14 protein-coding genes and 1 tRNA gene are annotated in these 17,219 nt (G+C 38.7%); 5 read left to right on the top strand and 10 right to left on the bottom strand.

Translation table 11 applies throughout. From position 1 onward, the window contains the following. Positions 1 to 18: 18 nt before the first annotated feature. The 7 genes from SYN7502_RS11345 to SYN7502_RS11310 form a co-directional block, all read right to left on the bottom strand. Positions 19 to 3,078: a TrlF family AAA-like ATPase gene (locus tag SYN7502_RS11345; RefSeq protein WP_015168964.1), complete on the bottom strand. Its 3,060-nt coding sequence runs from the start codon at positions 3,076 to 3,078 to the stop codon at positions 19 to 21. 460 nt (positions 3,079 to 3,538) lie between these two features. After that, positions 3,539 to 4,312 (bottom strand): vWA domain-containing protein, encoded by a 774-nt coding sequence (locus SYN7502_RS11335; RefSeq protein ID WP_015168963.1) that lies wholly within the window; start codon positions 4,310 to 4,312, stop codon positions 3,539 to 3,541. A 50-nt stretch (positions 4,313 to 4,362) separates the two neighbouring features. Beyond that, positions 4,363 to 5,133 (bottom strand): ADP-ribosylglycohydrolase family protein, encoded by a 771-nt coding sequence (locus SYN7502_RS11330; protein ID WP_015168962.1) that lies wholly within the window; start codon positions 5,131 to 5,133, stop codon positions 4,363 to 4,365. A 58-nt stretch (positions 5,134 to 5,191) separates the two neighbouring features. Continuing rightward, positions 5,192 to 6,235 (bottom strand): cysteine hydrolase family protein, encoded by a 1,044-nt coding sequence (locus SYN7502_RS11325; protein WP_015168961.1) that lies wholly within the window; start codon positions 6,233 to 6,235, stop codon positions 5,192 to 5,194. 76 nt (positions 6,236 to 6,311) lie between these two features. Then, positions 6,312 to 8,039 carry an SIR2 family protein gene (locus SYN7502_RS18360; protein WP_015168960.1) on the bottom strand — a complete coding sequence of 576 codons (1,728 nt, stop codon included), beginning with the start codon at positions 8,037 to 8,039 and terminating at the stop codon, positions 6,312 to 6,314. Positions 8,040 to 8,058: 19 nt separating this feature from the next. Next, a complete protein-coding gene (locus SYN7502_RS11315; RefSeq protein ID WP_246828909.1) occupies positions 8,059 to 9,900 on the bottom strand; it encodes a hypothetical protein in 1,842 nt (613 codons plus the stop codon). 75 nt (positions 9,901 to 9,975) lie between these two features. After that, positions 9,976 to 10,791 carry a protein phosphatase 2C domain-containing protein gene (locus SYN7502_RS11310; protein ID WP_015168958.1) on the bottom strand — a complete coding sequence of 272 codons (816 nt, stop codon included), beginning with the start codon at positions 10,789 to 10,791 and terminating at the stop codon, positions 9,976 to 9,978. 90 nt (positions 10,792 to 10,881) lie between these two features. On the opposite strand from SYN7502_RS11310, the gene SYN7502_RS11305 reads away from it, so the two are divergent. Beyond that, on the top strand, positions 10,882 to 11,571 hold the full coding sequence (locus SYN7502_RS11305; RefSeq protein ID WP_015168957.1) for an NUDIX hydrolase: 690 nt from the start codon (positions 10,882 to 10,884) through the stop codon (positions 11,569 to 11,571). 96 nt (positions 11,572 to 11,667) lie between these two features. Here SYN7502_RS11305 and SYN7502_RS11300 read toward each other — a convergent pair whose 3' ends face one another. Continuing rightward, the gene (locus SYN7502_RS11300; RefSeq protein WP_041429414.1) at positions 11,668 to 12,069 is read right to left on the bottom strand and encodes a hypothetical protein; all 402 of its coding nucleotides are present in this window, start codon (positions 12,067 to 12,069) and stop codon (positions 11,668 to 11,670) included. Between the two features lie 51 nt (positions 12,070 to 12,120). On the opposite strand from SYN7502_RS11300, the gene SYN7502_RS11295 reads away from it, so the two are divergent. After that, positions 12,121 to 12,840, top strand: a complete 720-nt coding sequence (locus tag SYN7502_RS11295) for an SDR family oxidoreductase (RefSeq protein WP_015168956.1) — start codon at positions 12,121 to 12,123, stop codon at positions 12,838 to 12,840. A 404-nt stretch (positions 12,841 to 13,244) separates the two neighbouring features. Then, positions 13,245 to 13,619, top strand: a complete 375-nt coding sequence (locus tag SYN7502_RS11290) for a response regulator transcription factor (RefSeq protein ID WP_015168955.1) — start codon at positions 13,245 to 13,247, stop codon at positions 13,617 to 13,619. Between the two features lie 4 nt (positions 13,620 to 13,623). Here SYN7502_RS11290 and SYN7502_RS11285 read toward each other — a convergent pair whose 3' ends face one another. Continuing rightward, positions 13,624 to 14,595: an aldo/keto reductase gene (locus tag SYN7502_RS11285; protein ID WP_015168954.1), complete on the bottom strand. Its 972-nt coding sequence runs from the start codon at positions 14,593 to 14,595 to the stop codon at positions 13,624 to 13,626. A gap of 68 nt (positions 14,596 to 14,663) precedes the next feature. Further along, on the bottom strand, positions 14,664 to 15,749 hold the full coding sequence (locus SYN7502_RS11280) for a hypothetical protein (RefSeq protein WP_015168953.1): 1,086 nt from the start codon (positions 15,747 to 15,749) through the stop codon (positions 14,664 to 14,666). Positions 15,750 to 15,938: 189 nt separating this feature from the next. On the opposite strand from SYN7502_RS11280, the gene SYN7502_RS11275 reads away from it, so the two are divergent. After that, positions 15,939 to 16,952 (top strand): type I glyceraldehyde-3-phosphate dehydrogenase, encoded by a 1,014-nt coding sequence (locus SYN7502_RS11275; RefSeq protein ID WP_015168952.1) that lies wholly within the window; start codon positions 15,939 to 15,941, stop codon positions 16,950 to 16,952. Between the two features lie 105 nt (positions 16,953 to 17,057). Then, positions 17,058 to 17,130: transfer RNA gene (locus tag SYN7502_RS11270), tRNA-Ala, on the top strand. Positions 17,131 to 17,219 lie beyond the last annotated feature (89 nt).

The raw sequence follows: 17,219 nt of genomic DNA, 5'->3' as shown, positions 1-17,219 counted from the left end.
TTATTTGCTAGAAGTATATCAAATCCGATATTTTGACTCACGGTTCTTGAATGCTGGAAGAGTACCTTCTAAGACGTTAATAACCTTCTGATTGATATCAGGGTTTTCAAGCGATCCAGAAGTATAAGTTACTAAGTTTCCATTTTTCTTGTCAATATCCGAATGAATAACCTGTTCAGCATCACAAACGACAGCAAGATTAGGATTGTGCGTAACCATAAAAACTTGCCGTCTTGTTTTTGCTTCCCTGACACATGGGAGTAAAAGCCTATAAACTGACTCACCATCTAAGTTATGCTCTGGTTGATCAATGATGATAGGAATATTAGACTTGTCTACCAATAGATAGAAAATTAATAGTAAAGCACCTCGCTCACCAGGGGAAAGTTGTTTGATTTCCTTCCCACTAAGCTTAAGTGAGTATGTTGGTTCAAGATATTCAAGAGCAAACAAAAAATTGTAGAGATCTTCTAAATTTTTAGTAGTTTTCAGTTGCTTTTCTATCTTTACAGGTTTATCAGTGTGTCTGTCCTCAAACTCAAGCCTATGGATGATTTCTGTCAAAAATGTTTTAACATCGTCTTCTTGATCGAATTTAGACGACTCGATAATGCTAGAAAGTTTGGTATGTCCTTCAGAAGAACCTCTGAAAGTACCTTTAACACTCTGATTGATATACTCAAAGAACTTATCATGAAATTTATTGATAATTATCGAGACTTCAAAAGTCAATCTGTATTCTTGCTTTAATAAATCATTACTATCAATAAAATCCTGAACTGGCTTATACAATTCTTTATAAAGATTAACCAACTTCTCTATAAAACAGAATATTTCTTTAGATTTCTCTAATCTTTTATTTTTCTCATCTTGCAGTTGACTAGGGAAAATATTTTGGGCTTTATCCAATAATCCCTGATAATATTCAACTGACTCAGATTCATCGCAAGAACCAATGAGAACTTTTTCTTTGTTTTGCCATTCTTGAAACTGTGCTAAGGAAGCCTGATAATTTTTTTCTGGCTCATTTAATGTTTCTTTTTTTAATTTGATATTTTCTTCGTAATCAAGCTTTTGTCTTTGCTTAACTTTCAATTCTTGAGTGATGTCTTCAATCGTTTTTAGACATAGTTCTTTTTTTGTTTCCAGTTTCTTCTTGTCTATTTCTAGCTTTATAATGTCATGAATTTTTAATTCAATCAAAATACAGTCCTTTTCCCACTCATCTTCAAGATTTTTGTAATCTCTCTCAAATTTATCTAATTTTAAAAAGGCTTTATCAATTTGAACCTTGAGATTTTTCTGTTTTGTTAACTGAATTTCTGATTGCTTAATACTTGCCGCCAAAAAATCAATCTCTTTCTGCAATTTCTCAATCTCAGACTGAAGATCATTATTTGTTTGTGGCTTAGATTTTTCTGATGGCTGATTTTGTCGACGAGATTCTAATTCACTTTGTTTTTCACTTAGTTTATTATTGATATTTTGTCTATATTCATCTGAAATGAACTTCTCTAAATTTACAATATCTCTGTTAATTGCTTTTAATTCTGCTCGTAAATCATCAAGGTTTTTACTAATTTCATTTGTACGATAACTAATCAAGTCATCCAAAGAATCACAATTATTTCTCTCGTCATAGGGAACATGAGAAAAAATTACATCCTTTAGCTCTTTTCCAAATTGACTTTGGATGGAGACATTTGTTTCGTTACAAACTGTCTCAAAAAAATCTTGCGGAATATATTTTACTTTAGTGGCAGAATTATTTGGAAATGAGTCATTCAGGTTTAGTAAAAGTGTTGTATTTCCATCTTCCCAAGTTAAACTAGCTTCAAAATGTTTTGCTTTATTGTCTTTAGGATTGCGAAATTTATCTTTAGTAAGAAAACTAAATCCACTAGAGTGATTAGAGAGTAATGCAATTATATCTGTTAAAGCACTTTTGCCATTGCCCTTATTGCCTATAATTGTAATAAGTCCGTGATTAAATGGAATAGAAACATTGTCAAACCAAGACTCTCCTATACTTGATTTATCAATTTTCTGAATAGATATTGATTTTATATACTTTGTTTTATTGGACTTTACTCGACTAATGATGTCTGGTTTTTCCCCTAGATAGCACCTTTCTTCTGCTTCCTTTAAAGCCATCTTTAAACCTGCAAAAGTCAAATCAGCTTTAATCCACGTAAAGCATTTGCCAATTCGATTGTGTACTTTTTTTATGGGGTCTGTGGGGTGATCAGAAAAATAGTGAGCGTCACTGCAATCAAACAATAAATCATTAACCTTTTCTTCAAACAATGATTTTTTTGATCTAATTGCAGCATCTATTGTTTTTGCAGATGTAAACACAAAATGAACATTATTTATGATAGTTTTTTTCTCTGCAGCACCTTGTCCGTATTCACCCCATCGAATGTCTTCCCATTCAGCTTTCCCCACTGCGGTTAAAAACTTAGACTCAAAACATAATGATTTTAAGCCATTTGAAATTGTTTCTATACTAAGATGAAAGTTATTGAAGCCAATCTCTAATAGTTCTTTGTCGCTCTTTTCAGGAGATTGACCCTTCTCGTCTTCATTGGCTTTTTTCCTATCTGGAGTAGCCTCATACATTTTCTTGCCAAAATCTATAAGACTTTCCCTTTTAGCAAAGACTTCACATTCAGAAGATATAGATGGGGCATACCTTTTAGAGAGTCTATTCAGAAAATTTTCTTGAATATCCTCTAATTTCACCTCGTTAGAGAAAATAATATGGTAATTTACACAGCTTAACTTTCCTCCACTTTGACCAAATTTATCTAATCGAAGCTCAATAACAGGCAAAAACAATTTAATATTTGCCATTCTTCCATTTTCATGAGCCCGTAAAACCCTTTTGTGTCCATCAATAAATATATAATCGTTTACCCCAATAACCTTAAACTCTTCAGGCAACCGCTCTATATCAGTAAAGAATTGTTCCCAAGTTGCGTCATCATCTCCGCCATAGTTTTGAACAATGGATAAAGGAGTATGAACATGAAGATCCCATTTATTCCAGAGTGAACCGCGTGGATTGCCTGACATATAGTAATTTAAGTAAATGCAATTTCTGGACTCTTAAAGAAAGCATCAGGTTTGTGAGTCGCGCGAGCGTCACAACAAAATTGCCCCTTTGAGTATTACTTTACTACCTAAAAATATCTTTAGGTGTGAATTTATTAAGTAAATATTTCGCAGAATTATCAGGAAATCCTTATTTCGGTTCTTACGATAGATTATAAAAATTAATATCTCTGGGATTTATACTTCCCAATCCTCAAGTTGTAACCCATCCACACGCTTAAACTCTCTTGTATTTTGTGTCACCAAAATTAAATTATTTGCCAAAGCGATCTGCAAATCATAAGCATCAAAACCGATTGATTGCAGACACTAAAAATTCAGACTTAGAACGCCAAGATGTTGCTCAACTTTTAGAAGTGATTTCTCAAACTGCTCTATCTGGTGACTATGTGCTGGGATGGGAATTTGGAACCTAGATCATCTACGGATTCCCAAAGCCGCCTAGACCAGTTGCGCCTTGGCTAACCCTTACGGCTGACTGCGAAAATACTTGAAAAGCTTGACGGATTTCAGTGTCACTATTCCCAGGGGTGAGAATCCAGCGATCGCTAATCCCCATGTCTTTAAATATCTGCCGAAAATCCGTATAGCCATCATTAATACCCATAGCCGCAATAATATGGTTTTCTGCCATTTGCATATCTTTAGCGATCGCCGCCACTGTTTTAGCAGAAGCACGAGTAGAATGACAGTCCGCCCCATCGGTAATTAAAAGGGTTACAGTTCTCACGGGTACACCATTATCAGAAAATTCTTGAGATTTTGCCAGCACGGTTCCTAAAAGCACGACAACCTGATCATAGAGGGGCGTACCCTGATTCGGATGATAGTTTTTAGTATCCATGCGTATAGATTGATCCAGAGGGCAGTAAGGGTATAAGACATTGCCATTGAGATAACGATTATGGACAAGAATATTATCTTTTTGATTAGAAGCAGCGAGAGCATCTAAAACAGAATTGTGACCACCACGCACCGCTTGGGTATTACCTCCAGAGGAAATAGACCCAGAATCATCGGGCATAATTGTGACTAACACAACTTCACTTGCTATGACATCATCGACATAAATACCCAGTCCTGCTTGAATCTGAGCCCCAATATCAAATACATTCAGAGCCTGCATGGAGGCATTGGAGAGCAGTCCGTCATCGTGGGCAGATTGGAATAGATCGTTAATATTGGGAGTGTTCATATTTTTATCCTTAAGTTGACTTGGGAATAAGTAATTAATGAGAGAAAAAATCAAAGTGGGAACTTAGCTCTAAACCTTTCTGTTACCGATCGCAGGTTTTGATCAAGATGATTAAGGGTTTGCTTAGCGATCGCTTCGGGAACCCCTCCATAAAAAGCTTCAGCGATTCCACCTGTAATACAAGTAAGTGTGTCACTATCTCCACCGAGGGAAACCGCATTACGAATGGCATCTTCAAAATCAGTGGATTCTAAAAAGGCGATAATTGCCTGCGGAACTGTGCCTTGACAAGAAACATCAAACTTATAATTTGGACGAATTTGAGCTAGCGATCGCGATAAATTATATCCAAAGGTATTCTCGATATATGATTTGATTTCAGCTTTGGTTTTTCCAGTTCTGCCTAGAAATATTGCTGAGGCTGTTGCTTGCGCCCCCTTAATGCCTTCAGGATGATTGTGGGTAACTTCAGCAGTTCGCTTTGCTTCTTGTAAAACCGTATCTAAGTCATTAAAAGCAAATCCCACAGGACTAACTCTCATAGCGGAACCATTACCCCAACTATTATAGGGTTTTGGCATGGGTGATAAAGCCCATAGGGTAAAGTTTTTACCAAATCCTGCGAGTGGATAGCGGCGAAAATATCTTCTTAGGTTTTGTTGATAGCTTTGTCCATGCAAGATACTATCAGCGATCGCCACAGTCAGAGCAGAATCATCACTAAAGTGGGAGCCGAATTTAAAGAGTGGAAAATCTTTAGTTTTGATATTCCATAATTCATATACCGAACCGATAATGTCACCTGCGATCGCTCCTAACATACTTCCTCCTGATTTAATAATTTCCTAATTTTAATCTCACGCCCTGAAGGTTTATAGTTCATATAGATATCCAATTTTGAATAGGATCGGTGGACTTAATTAGGTGCATTCCTGCATCAGCAAAGCGTTGGAACGCAGCATCAGCTTGGGGAGTAAAATCCACAACCCCAGGTACAACCACAGGTGAAGTGCAATCCTCTAATAGATAGACTTTTTTTGCCAGTTTGGGGTCTTGAGCCATAATCTCGGAAAGTAAATCATCAATCGTCCATGCCACACAGTGACTTTTAGCTTGACCAGCAATAATTACAGCATCAAATTCCAGAAGTTTTTGAATAAACCGTGCATTTTTTTGAGCGATCGGTCTGCCATCGGAACCATCCATTACTTCAGGACGTAATACCGAATAGTTCTCAGTCAGGGGATTCCCGCCTTTAATCTCAAAATTAGTCTGACTATGCCGCACCAGGTTATGAAAGAACATTGCTTCTTCCACTGCCGAAACCAAAGCGTGACCGATTCCACCCAGCATGGAGTGATAGCACCAGATAATTAAGGGATATTTGCCATTATCGCTAAGCTTTTGGACATAGTGGAGGGCGTGTCTTTGGATTGCCATGTAGTTGCCTCTAGCTAAACTATAAGACACAGCAGGATTGACTTTCCATTTGCCTTGTTTAACATCATCTAGAGTAATTATCGTAGCGATCGGAATGGGATGTTCGCCATTATCGTTGATCCAAAAGGTAGGGTGAAAAATCTGCATGGCGGTATGGGTATCCATTGTTGGGGCAATTTCGGTAATTACGCCCAAGTTGCGATAGATAAATTCACAAAGACGGATATTGTCATCAACTGCCCCCATCCCCGATCGCCCGCCCACAAATAATTCATAGTTGGGAATGCAGAAAGTATTCTGAACATCGATCGCCATCAAGCAAATCCGAGTTTTATCCTTTGCCGCAGGGAGAATCCGTTGCTGTTTTGCCCATGTTTCTGCCTGTACTGCTCGATCTTGATAGGGAACTCGCCAGACCTCACCGACTTTAGCGCGATCGAAGAAGTTAGGAATGGGAAATTGAGTAATAGTTTTGGTATTCATAGTTTTGATGCGTATTTAATTGCTAATTGATGTGTGATTTATTTCAAGTCTCGAATTATGAAATTGTCTTAAGTAGTTATATGAACGGCGATTTAGGTATAATCCGATCACAAATAGCTTTTGCAGACTGAAAACGTTGCATTGAACCTTCAAACATTCCAGCTTTAAGGGGTGCCCAATTTGAGTTAGACTCTTTAACTTCCATTTCAATCTCTTTATCTATACCGCCTCGCCACATAAAACTTCCCATTGGAACCCAATCGCAAGAGTTATTTGCCTTTATCGAGAGATCAGCATAGGTCAGTGCTAATAGATACTCAAAACAATCAAAGTATTTTTGATAGTAGCTATCTTCGGGAAGTAATTCTTGAAAAGTGGCTCGAAGTAGATCATAGAGGTGATCACTTATAGGTGTATAAAAATTTGTTCCATAAATCTGGTTCCAAGTATCCCTATTTATAACTGAATAGGTATTTAGATATAATGCCAAGGGTTTTACACTTCTATTAGTCTGTTGAGTCATAAGAATGTTCAAGTTTCTAAATCTTCCAGCAGCGATCGCAGCTATACCTCCAGCATAAAACAGTAAAAGTGAGGGGTAGTAGCTCAAATTCTTCCATTCTAGACAATACGAACTATAGGAGATATATGATAGTGGATTAGCAATTCTTTCGAGACATTTTGCCCAAATTGATTCATGCTTTTCGTTACCCCAGTAGCATCCTATTGCCATCAATGCTAAAGGAATTTCAACTAGAGATTCATAATGTTTAACTCTTTTAATAAATTCATCTTTACCGAATTCAATCCCTAAAGGAAAATTGTCAGGAGATAGAGAACTATGAAGTTTCTCCGTTTCTTCTTGAACTAAGTCATGAAGGCGAATTATATAACGATCTTCAGGAATATATTTTTTTAAGGTAGCAACAGCAACTTTAGCTGATAGAGGGTGCGGTTTATCAAATTCACTTAAAGCGGAAACCTTTTCTGCAAGTTCTTGAAAGAAAGAATCTGCATCATAATTGTTAATTACTTCAGCTTTTCTGAAATTAATTAATCGCTTGGCATCTTCTCGCAATTCACTCCTAACCGACCAATAGTTTGTAAACCTTCGATTTGGGCATCTTTCGATCGCTGCTCTTAAAGCAATATCATAATCAGCCGACCATCCACAGACGATTAGTCCAAAATCATCAAATACTCTATCTAGTAGCCTATTTAGGCGATCATCATACTGTGCTAATTCATCTGGAGTATTTCTAATTCGACTATCTAAGTAATCGCCATTCACCTTAATCACTGTACATGGTGTATGAATAAGGGGAAATGCTCCATCAATTGCATCAATGGTACTGATTACAGTGGGTTCAATACCAATAGCCCTCAAAGCATCTTCCATAAGATGATCGAAGTTGGTAGTTAGAATTACTTTAATATGACCACTAGAAACCAGCTCGGCTATTGATTTATGTGCAAGTGTCGGTAATTTCTTTCCTTCTTCTCGCTCTTCCTCAGTAGGCTCAAAATATCCTCTAAGAAGTTTGCTCCTCTCAGATGGGGTTTTAGCAAGATTCTCCAGCAATTCAGAATAATCAGGCTCCTTGTCAAATTTTTCTCTGTACCAAGCCGCAGGATCATCACAGATTTGATTATCAAGAACTGCCAGCTTTTTAATGAGATCTAAAACTACCTCCCAACCAGTTGGTATTCCCGCAGATCGAGAAACCCCTGAACCTAATAAAAGGGCATAGACTCCTTTATTACTGTGTATCGAAAAAGCGAGAGAAATCATAGGATCAATCATATTTTTAACCTCATTATTTTTAGAGAATTACAATCTTGAGAATTTCATGGTCACTTACAGCATATAACCCTTGTTTACTAGCAAATATCTGGCAGTTAGCATCAATATATGGTTCGGTATTGAGGAAATCTTTCACTTTGATAACTTTTCTTCCCTGTGGTTCCAGTTTGATAATTCCTTCATCGGTTGCTATAAGTAGAAAATTTCCTACGGCATAACTTCCATGAATATTAGATAACTGAAAATCATGGGATGAACTCTCCGCTATAACTTCCCCAGTGGCTGAAATCATATAGATAAGATCCTGTCTGGTTCCGTTAGCTTGTATTGCCAGAGAGAGCCAGCAATATTTCTCACTAAAAACACAATTGGCGGCAATCAGTTCTCCATTCCATGATGGAAGTTTGACATTATCGTTAAGGCTCTGACCTTTAGCATCAAATACAAAGGCAACTTGAAGATTCCCCGCTCGATAGAATCCAAATCCAAAATGCTCACCGACCCAAAATTGAGTTTGATTTATGAGGACATCACCAATGTATTCTGAACCTAGAAGTCCATCCCGCATCAATTGTCCATTGTGGAGCCAGTAACGCCCATAGCTATTGCGATCGCACATAGGTAAATCTCGATAACTATCCACCGCCAGACGAGAATTAGGTTCTCCTAGAGTAATTACCTGTCCCTGCTTTCCGACTAATGTGGATTTACCATGCAACCAAACCCGCATTGAGCCTAAATCCCCCTTAAGAATTACATTTCCATCTTCCCTCTTAAATTCTCCTTGTTCGTAGGATAACCAATGAAGCCGATCACCCTGTAATGATGCTTGTAAAATTACTCCCTCAGTTTGGAATATTTGCGTTACCGTAATATTTATTCCTTGGATAGGAATTATCGGCATGGATAGCAGCGGATTTCGACAGATTGGACAAGTATTTCGAGCATACTCAATCCCACAACCTGAACATTTTGACCAATGTAAATTTGCAAGCAAGTGATTAGGAAATTCACCACGCTGATCTTGGATGAAGCAACGATGGAAATAATTCAATAAATCATCAGGTAACACGCCATAGGGAATCGCAGGTTTAGGATATTTGACATCAGGATGGAAGACCGTAATCCGATGCAGCGATCGCCCTTCATGGAGAATCTTTGGCAAAACTTTACCAGAACTATTAACCTGAGAAGCTTTAGGCTTGTAAACACCACCGTAGGGATCAACAAATAATAAACTCTGCATCAACATCACTGCAAAGGCATACCAATCGGAGTTCGGATTATGCGATCGCACTAATTCAGGCTTACTGAGCAAAGGATCGCAAAGCAATGGATCGACAAAGCGTTGGGTAAAAACTTGACAAGAATATTGTCCATATTGAAAGGAATCGGCATCAATTAGATAGGCTTCATCTTTAAGAACCAGAATATTCAAGTCATTAAAATCCCCAATCACCACATTCTGAGCATGGATTTGCTTCACAGTTTCATGTAAGTTTTGGAATATGTTTATTACGACCTGATTACTAATTCCATTAACATTACGGAAATTGCGATCGCTATATTTCAGTAAAGAATCAACTCCTTTTAATAAAGGCATGGTGTAGCCTAATATCTTTTTTCCCCAGCGATCCGTTGCCAATTGTTCGGGTTTGATAATCCGATTGGGTAAATTCTGCGGGAATGCTTGTAACTTAGTTTGATGCACTGCTAAGCGGGCAATCGCCATTTGTTGTTCCTCAGGTAAGCCTTGATAATCAGGATGGTTACTCTGTTTAAATACTTTTACAGCCTTATTGCCTGCAATCTCAAATACATCCGCTTCTCCTCCTTTCCCAATTGCTTGACTTGGCTTCAAATTTGCCTTTTTTCCCTTTATATAAACATCCACAATTACCCACCATCCATTAATTACAAATTAATTCCAAAACCACTAAGAAGATTTCTTCCGAATTACAATCAGAGTCGTATCATCTGGTAAAAGCCCTGTTTCCTTTGTGAGTGTGCGATTACTCCAGTTAGGTTTAATGAACTCATAGTTAACTTGAGATAACCTGCGCCGAATCTGATCAGGATTGGAGAAGTATCGATCATCTTGCCAAAATTGAGAAATTGATCCCACACATTCTGCTTTTTTCGGAAGATGACTGAATTCCGCTGCTATTAAATCTGCTACTCCATCAGTTCCGATCAGAATGGATTTAACTTCACCTGTGGGTAAGCGATCGTGAATGTGAAAATCGATCAAATCGGCATGGTATAAACCATAGGCGAGATAGGGCGGAGCATTATCTGGAAATTTTCCAGCATAACTAACTTCCCCGTTTACGAAAACTATGCCATCCCCAATGGAGAAAGTTACAGTTTCTATCGGGGTAATTACCACGCCCACAATCGTAAATAAGAGATAGTCATTAATAATTTGGGATATGAATTCAGAACAATTCCCACTGAGTAATTTAGCAATTCCTTGCAGTTGCTCTAATACATTGAGCTTTACCTGTTCCCAGAATTCTTGATTAAGCTGAGGCTGAATTTGTAATTGGTCAGCGACCTCCTCTACGACCAAACGCACGCCAATTTTTGCGCCAACTTCGCTATCTTTTCCACTCCCGCAGCCATCACACACTACAGCGATCGCAAACTGGTCATTACTAATGCTGAAATAAGCATCTTGGTTATTTTTACCAACCACGGTATGGTTTCTACCTGTAATTGATCCTCCTGCTATTTCCAACTTTTCTAACATTGCCTTAGCTCTCACTGTATAGTGTATTTATTACACTTATTAATATAGTGTGATTACTACACTAAGTCAACTATTTTTTTATTCCAATCCATGATCTATACCTACAAATTCCCAAAACCTTCACTCACAGTTGATTGTGTCGTCTTCGGCTTAGATGACCAAGACCTAAAAGTGATGCTGATCCAGCGAGGAGTTCCACCCTTTGAGGGGCAATGGGCTTTACCGGGAGGATTTGTAGCTTTAGATGAATGCTTGGAAGCAGCAGCCTTAAGGGAATTACAAGAAGAAACGGGAATTACTCAAGTATTTTTAGAGCAGCTTTATACCTTTGGGGCGGTGGGGCGAGACCCGCGCGATCGCGTGATTACAGTTGCTTACTATGCCTTAATTAATTTAAGTGAACATCAAATTCAAGCAACTACAGATGCCAAAGCTGCAGCATGGTTTTCCGTAGCTAATCCTCCACCTTTAGCCTTTGATCACGAGCAAATTCTGTCGGTAGCTTTGAATAGACTTAAGGGTAAAGTTCGATATGAGCCAATTGGGTTTGAGCTTTTACCAACTAAATTTACGCTCACACAATTGCAAAAGCTTTATGAAACAATCTTGGGACAAAATCTGGATAAACGTAATTTTCGTAAAAAAATTCTGAGTATGGATTTACTTATTCCCTTAGATGAAATGGAAAAGGATGTAAAACACCGTGCGGCTCGACTCTATCAATTTGATGAACAAAAGTATTTGGACTTGAGGCAAAAGGGATTTAATTTTGAAATTTAGGTATTTTGGCTGAGATCATTTTAAAAATGAAGGCTTTGGCGGCGATCGAGGAATGACTAACTGCTAGGTTAGGATAGCGAAGTATGTCACTCCTCTCTAGTATTTGCGAGTAAGGAACTTAACCAACCCAAGAATGCCTGCAAACAATATTCCCAACAAAATCAATCCTTTAATTAATATATCGAATATCCAATGGAAAAAATCTTCGATCCCACTAGCAATCATTTGGTTGCAAGTACCTCCTCCATATCCTCCACATGCCATCACAGCAGAGTGACTTGATAAAAATATTGCAACCAACAAAATTCCCAATACCGCCAACCCAATTATAAGTGATATATTTTGTGATTTTATAAAAGGAAGTGGCTTGAGATAACTAGAAGTTTGCCAATGAAGTTTTGTCGAATTTGGGTTGAATCGTTTACGCATAAGAACATTTAGATATTGTCCAAGATGTTTTTTAGTATCAAAGATTTCTCTTTCAATCTGTTTTTCCAATTTTATAGTGGGAAGGAAGTATGATAGAAAAATAGTTAAGAAGTGTAAAGCATGGAAAACAAGGTTGTAATGATTGTGGGGGCAACTGGGGGAATTGGGAGTACCTTGACTAAAAAATTAGCTGCCAAGGGCGCAAGATTAGTTTTAGCTGCCCAAAATAGCGATCGCCTTGATCATTTATCCTCTGAACTTGGATCGCAAATACCTGAATGTGACCATCTAACCATTCCCACCGATATTACCGATCCAGATCAAGTATTAGTACTGATGGAAAAAGCGATCGCCAAGTATGGGAAAATAGATGCCTTGGTCAATGCTGCGGGTGCGGGCATACTCAAGCAATTTAACAAAATTGAGCCATCGGACTTGGATAAAATGCTAGACCTTAATCTTAAGGGGAGTTTCTATACCTGCCAAGCTGCGATTAATGTCATGAAAGATAAAAAATTCGGGCATATTTGTAATGTGATCGGCATATTGGGAAAACACTCAATGGCAATGGCATCAGCTTACTGTGCTTCAAAGTATGGCGTAGTTGGTTTTAGTAAATGCATGGCAGATGAAGTCAAGCGGTACGGGATTAAATTCACGCTTTTTTATTTAGGCGGTATAGATTCACCCTTTTGGGATCATGCGGGCTTAAAAGTGGATCGATCTAAAATGCTCAGCACAAATACAGCTGCCCAAGCAATTATCTATGCCCTAGAAAGTGATCCACTCACCGTACCAATGGAAATTAATATTCAGCCCGAAAGTCATCTGTTTTTCTAGTGCCCTTCTACTCTAACAAATGCGGCGTAGTGCCAAAAACTCACTTAAATTCTGCGGCTTATGTATATCTGTTGTATATCAGGTGTATATCAGTGGGCAAAGCCTAACAGTTAATTCATGCTGCTAACTACTTTTTCTAATATTCATAGACAGACTCTGCTATACTTTCTATCTAGGATGAGTGACTTAACAAAACTTTAATCAATAAATCTTAACTTATAGATTTTAATTAACTAAGGTTTTAGTTATCGGTTTACGATATACAAACTTTTCCTATATTGAAATTTATCTAGTTACTATAAACATGATAGTTTCAACAGCAGTAAAAAAGTTGTAAGCATACCCCAACTAATAAGATTACAAACTAAACGCATTTAAAAACACTTAAAAACACAGCTTATAGTATGACCACAGTTTTAGTCGTTGATGATAGTCCAACAGTACGGGAGCTTGTTTCAGAACATCTGAGGCAGCAAAATATTGCCGTAGTTGAGGCTTTCGATGGACTAGATGCCACTGAAAAAATTAAGATTAGCGTCCCTGACTTAGTAATTACGGATGTAGTTATGCCTCGGATGAATGGCTATGAGCTATGTCGTTGGATTAAAAATAACGTTAAGAACAAAAATGTTCCTGTAGTTATGTGTACAACTAAGAGTGAAGAATTTGACAAGTACTGGGGGATGAAGCAGGGGGCAGATGCCTACATTACTAAGCCCTATAATCCACCCGAACTGATAGACATTGTCAAGCGTTTAATTAGAATGATGGCTAATTAACTAGCTAAAAATCCCACATGATCGGAGCATCATCTAGGAAATCTGTGACTGAACGTCCGATCTCGTCAATTTTTGACCAGTCTGATTCAGATAACTTTAACTCCGCGGCTTTGGCATTTTGGACTGACTGATCGGCATTTCTAGCACCAGCGATCGCATGAACTTGAGGTCTAGTTTCAGAAGTAAAAATTAACCATGCTAAGGCTAAGTTTCCCAGGGTAGTTTGATAGTGATCGGCGATTGGTTGCAGCTTTTCCAATGCCCGTTGAGCGCGTTCATAATTTTCACCATTGAATAATTTATTAGCCACACGGTGATCTCCTTCGACAAATTGATGCCCCCGCTTGAATTTACCCGTAAGTAATCCTTGGGCAAGGGGAGAATATGCCAAGATCGAGATTTTATGTTCAAGACAATAGTTAGTTAAACTTGGTTCAATCTTCCGCCAAAATAGAGAATAGGGGGGCTGAAGACTATCAATTCTGCCGTACTGTGATGCCTCCTCTAGTTGTGCTTTAGAAAAGTTAGATACCCCGATCGCTCGAATTTTGCCCGCTTGTTTAAGATTATTTAAGGCACTCATGGTTTCCGCAATGGGGACGATTTCACTATTCCAAGTGCCTGAGGGCCAATGAATTTGGTAGAGATCAATGTAATCCGTCTTGAGGTTTTCTAAGGAGCGATCGCAAGCTTCAATTACTTGATCATATTTCAGGTGATTGGCAAAAACCTTAGTGGCATAGACTACCTGCGATCGCACATCGGATAATGCCTGTGCCACAATTTGCTCCGAATGTCCCGTACCATAAACTTCAGCAGTATCAACAGTCGTAATTCCCGCTTCAAATCCCGCTCTAATCGCTTTAATGGTTTCGCTATCTTCTATGCCTACCCACATTCTTTTGCCCGCCTGCCATGTCCCCATAATGATCGGAGAAATTTCGATGTCGGTGCTACCAAGAGTGCGTTTTTCCATAACCTATCCCCAAATTTTAGATCCTCGATACTAGCTAATGCCATTATATCGATTACTTCTACTGCAACTCAGCTAAAAAAAGCTTTAACTGCTTGGGCGATCGCTACTTCACCATGAATATCCAAGTTAGGGGCTTTTAAGGGAGGAATCAAAGGATCACGCAAGAATTCCCAATTAGTCTGATAAAAATCGTCGGGTGAAATTACTAGATGCTCAAAATAGTCTTGAACTCCAGCAATTAAAGTCTGTGCTTCTAAAAAGCCCTCACGGGTAATGCAAATAAAAGGCACCCCAGTACGATACGCCTCCGCTAAGGTACTATATCCAGGTTTAGAAAATACCCGATCGCAAATCGGCATAATATCCACAGGACGGAGGGTTTGGCTTTGAATTTTTGTTAAATTTGGTAAGTCTGGGGCATGGCGATCGAAGGTAATAAATTGCCAATCGGGAAATAGAGCAAGATTCTGATAGGGGATTTCATTTAAACTAAGTCCTCCAAATGTCAGCAGTACCGTAAATTTCTGCTCTTTAAATCCTAAAAGCGATCGCAATGCTTCAGGTGTATAACGGGGAAATCCTCCAGTTAAACCCACATCAAATACTTGATTATGCTCATGTGCCTTAGTAAAACTCGTCATCGGCTCATAAAAAGGTAAACGGAATAGGCGATCGCATTGACCATACAGTTCCGCCGACCAATCAGTAATTTCTGCATAATCTTGACCCCAATCCCGATAGATAAAATCCCAACCAAAGTTACCAGCCATCCAACAGGGAATCTGAGCAGCAGTGGCAATTCCAGCAACAAGGGGTGGCGTATCAGCAAAAATTAAATCCACTTGATGGGACTTCAGAAACTCGACTTCTGCGCTAATAATTTCTTTAGAGCGATCGCGAATTTGGTTAACCTTGGCAAGGGTAGCAGTCTTATCTACTTGAATACTGTCAGCTTGGACTACGCCCACATCAAATGCCCGATGTCGCAGCATAAAATCTTTAGATAGGTAAGATTCTAATAGCCAGCGTGGTGAAGTGGTGGCTACAATTATAGAAATATCTGGGCATTGTTGTTCAATCTCGGCAACTACCGCAGCAGTACGGGTGGCATGACCAAACCCATGATCAGTAATCGCAACATAAATTGTAGGCATTGGTATCTAAATCTATACTTCCACAAAATTCTATAGACAACCCTGTTTGTTTTTATACTCTACTAGAACCTGCGGAACTAGTATAAATTTAGACTATTTTTAAATTGTTAAGATCGATAATTAAAAGTTACCTTTTTTCGGTATCATAGGCTCCATACTCATTAAATAATTCTATAAAGGGCATAGGCTGTGATTAAGGTAGCAATTAATGGATTCGGGCGAATTGGACGTAATTTCCTTAGATGTTGGGCAGATCGAAAGGACAGCCAGATTGAGGTCGTTGCCATCAATGATACCTCAGACCCTGCCACCAACGCACACCTACTGCGTTATGACTCTATGCTTGGCATTTTTAAAGCAGATATTAGTCATGATGCCGATTCAATTACAGTAAATGGACATCGTATTAAAACTACATCCGATCGCAATCCTGAAAATCTACCTTGGGGTCTTCTCGGTGTTGATTTAATTATCGAAGCCACTGGAGTATTTGTAGATCGTGATGGCGCCAGTAAACACTTAAAAGCAGGAGCTAAAAAAGTCCTAATTACTGCCCCTGGTAAAAATGAAGATGGTACCTTTGTCATGGGTGTCAACCATGCAATCTACGATCATGAGAAACATCACATTATTAGTAATGCCAGTTGCACCACAAATTGCTTGGCTCCAGTAGCTAAAGTCCTTGATGAAAACTTTGGCATTGTCAAAGGCGTAATGACTACTACCCACAGCTACACTGGTGATCAAAGATTACTAGATGCTAGTCACCGCGATCTACGTCGTGCTAGAGCAGCAGCTTTGAGCATTGTTCCTACTTCCACTGGGGCAGCAAAGGCTGTCGCTTTAGTATTACCTCAACTCAAAGGTAAGCTGAATGGGATTGCTTTACGGGTACCGACTCCTAACGTTTCTGTTGTTGACTTTGTAATTGAAACCGAAAAATCCACGATCGCCGAAGAAGTGAATCAAGCCTTAAAAACTGCGGCTGAAGGTAATCTAAAGGGCATTTTGGAATACAACGAACTACCACTAGTCTCAATAGATTATAGAGGAACTGATGCTTCATCAATCGTAGATGCACCCCTGACTATGGTAATCGGTGGCAACTTGGTTAAGGTAATTGCTTGGTATGACAATGAATGGGGTTATAGCCAACGGGTTGTTGATCTTGCCGAATTGGTAGCTCAGAAGTGGGTTAGATAAAAACTCTCTAAAAAAATAACTTAAAATTAAGCTAAAGCGGTCTAACTTGCATTAAAAAATTGGCAAGCGATCGCTTTACTGCTAAAATGTCTATGTAAGTATTAAGGGGTTATAGCGCAGTTGGTAGCGCACCTCAATGGCATTGAGGGGGTCAGCGGTTCGAATCCGCTTAGCTCCATTGGCTGGGGAGCCATAACTGGTAAGGCTTTTGGGAGTTCCAAGTAACTTCTAAAAGATCATTCATTCTCAACAAGAGATGTAAATATG

The organism is Synechococcus sp. PCC 7502 (assembly GCF_000317085.1).
GTDB lineage: Bacteria > Cyanobacteriota > Cyanobacteriia > Pseudanabaenales > Pseudanabaenaceae > PCC-7502.
Note: the sequence above shows the minus strand (reverse complement) of the source record. Positions and strands in the feature narration are given on the sequence as shown.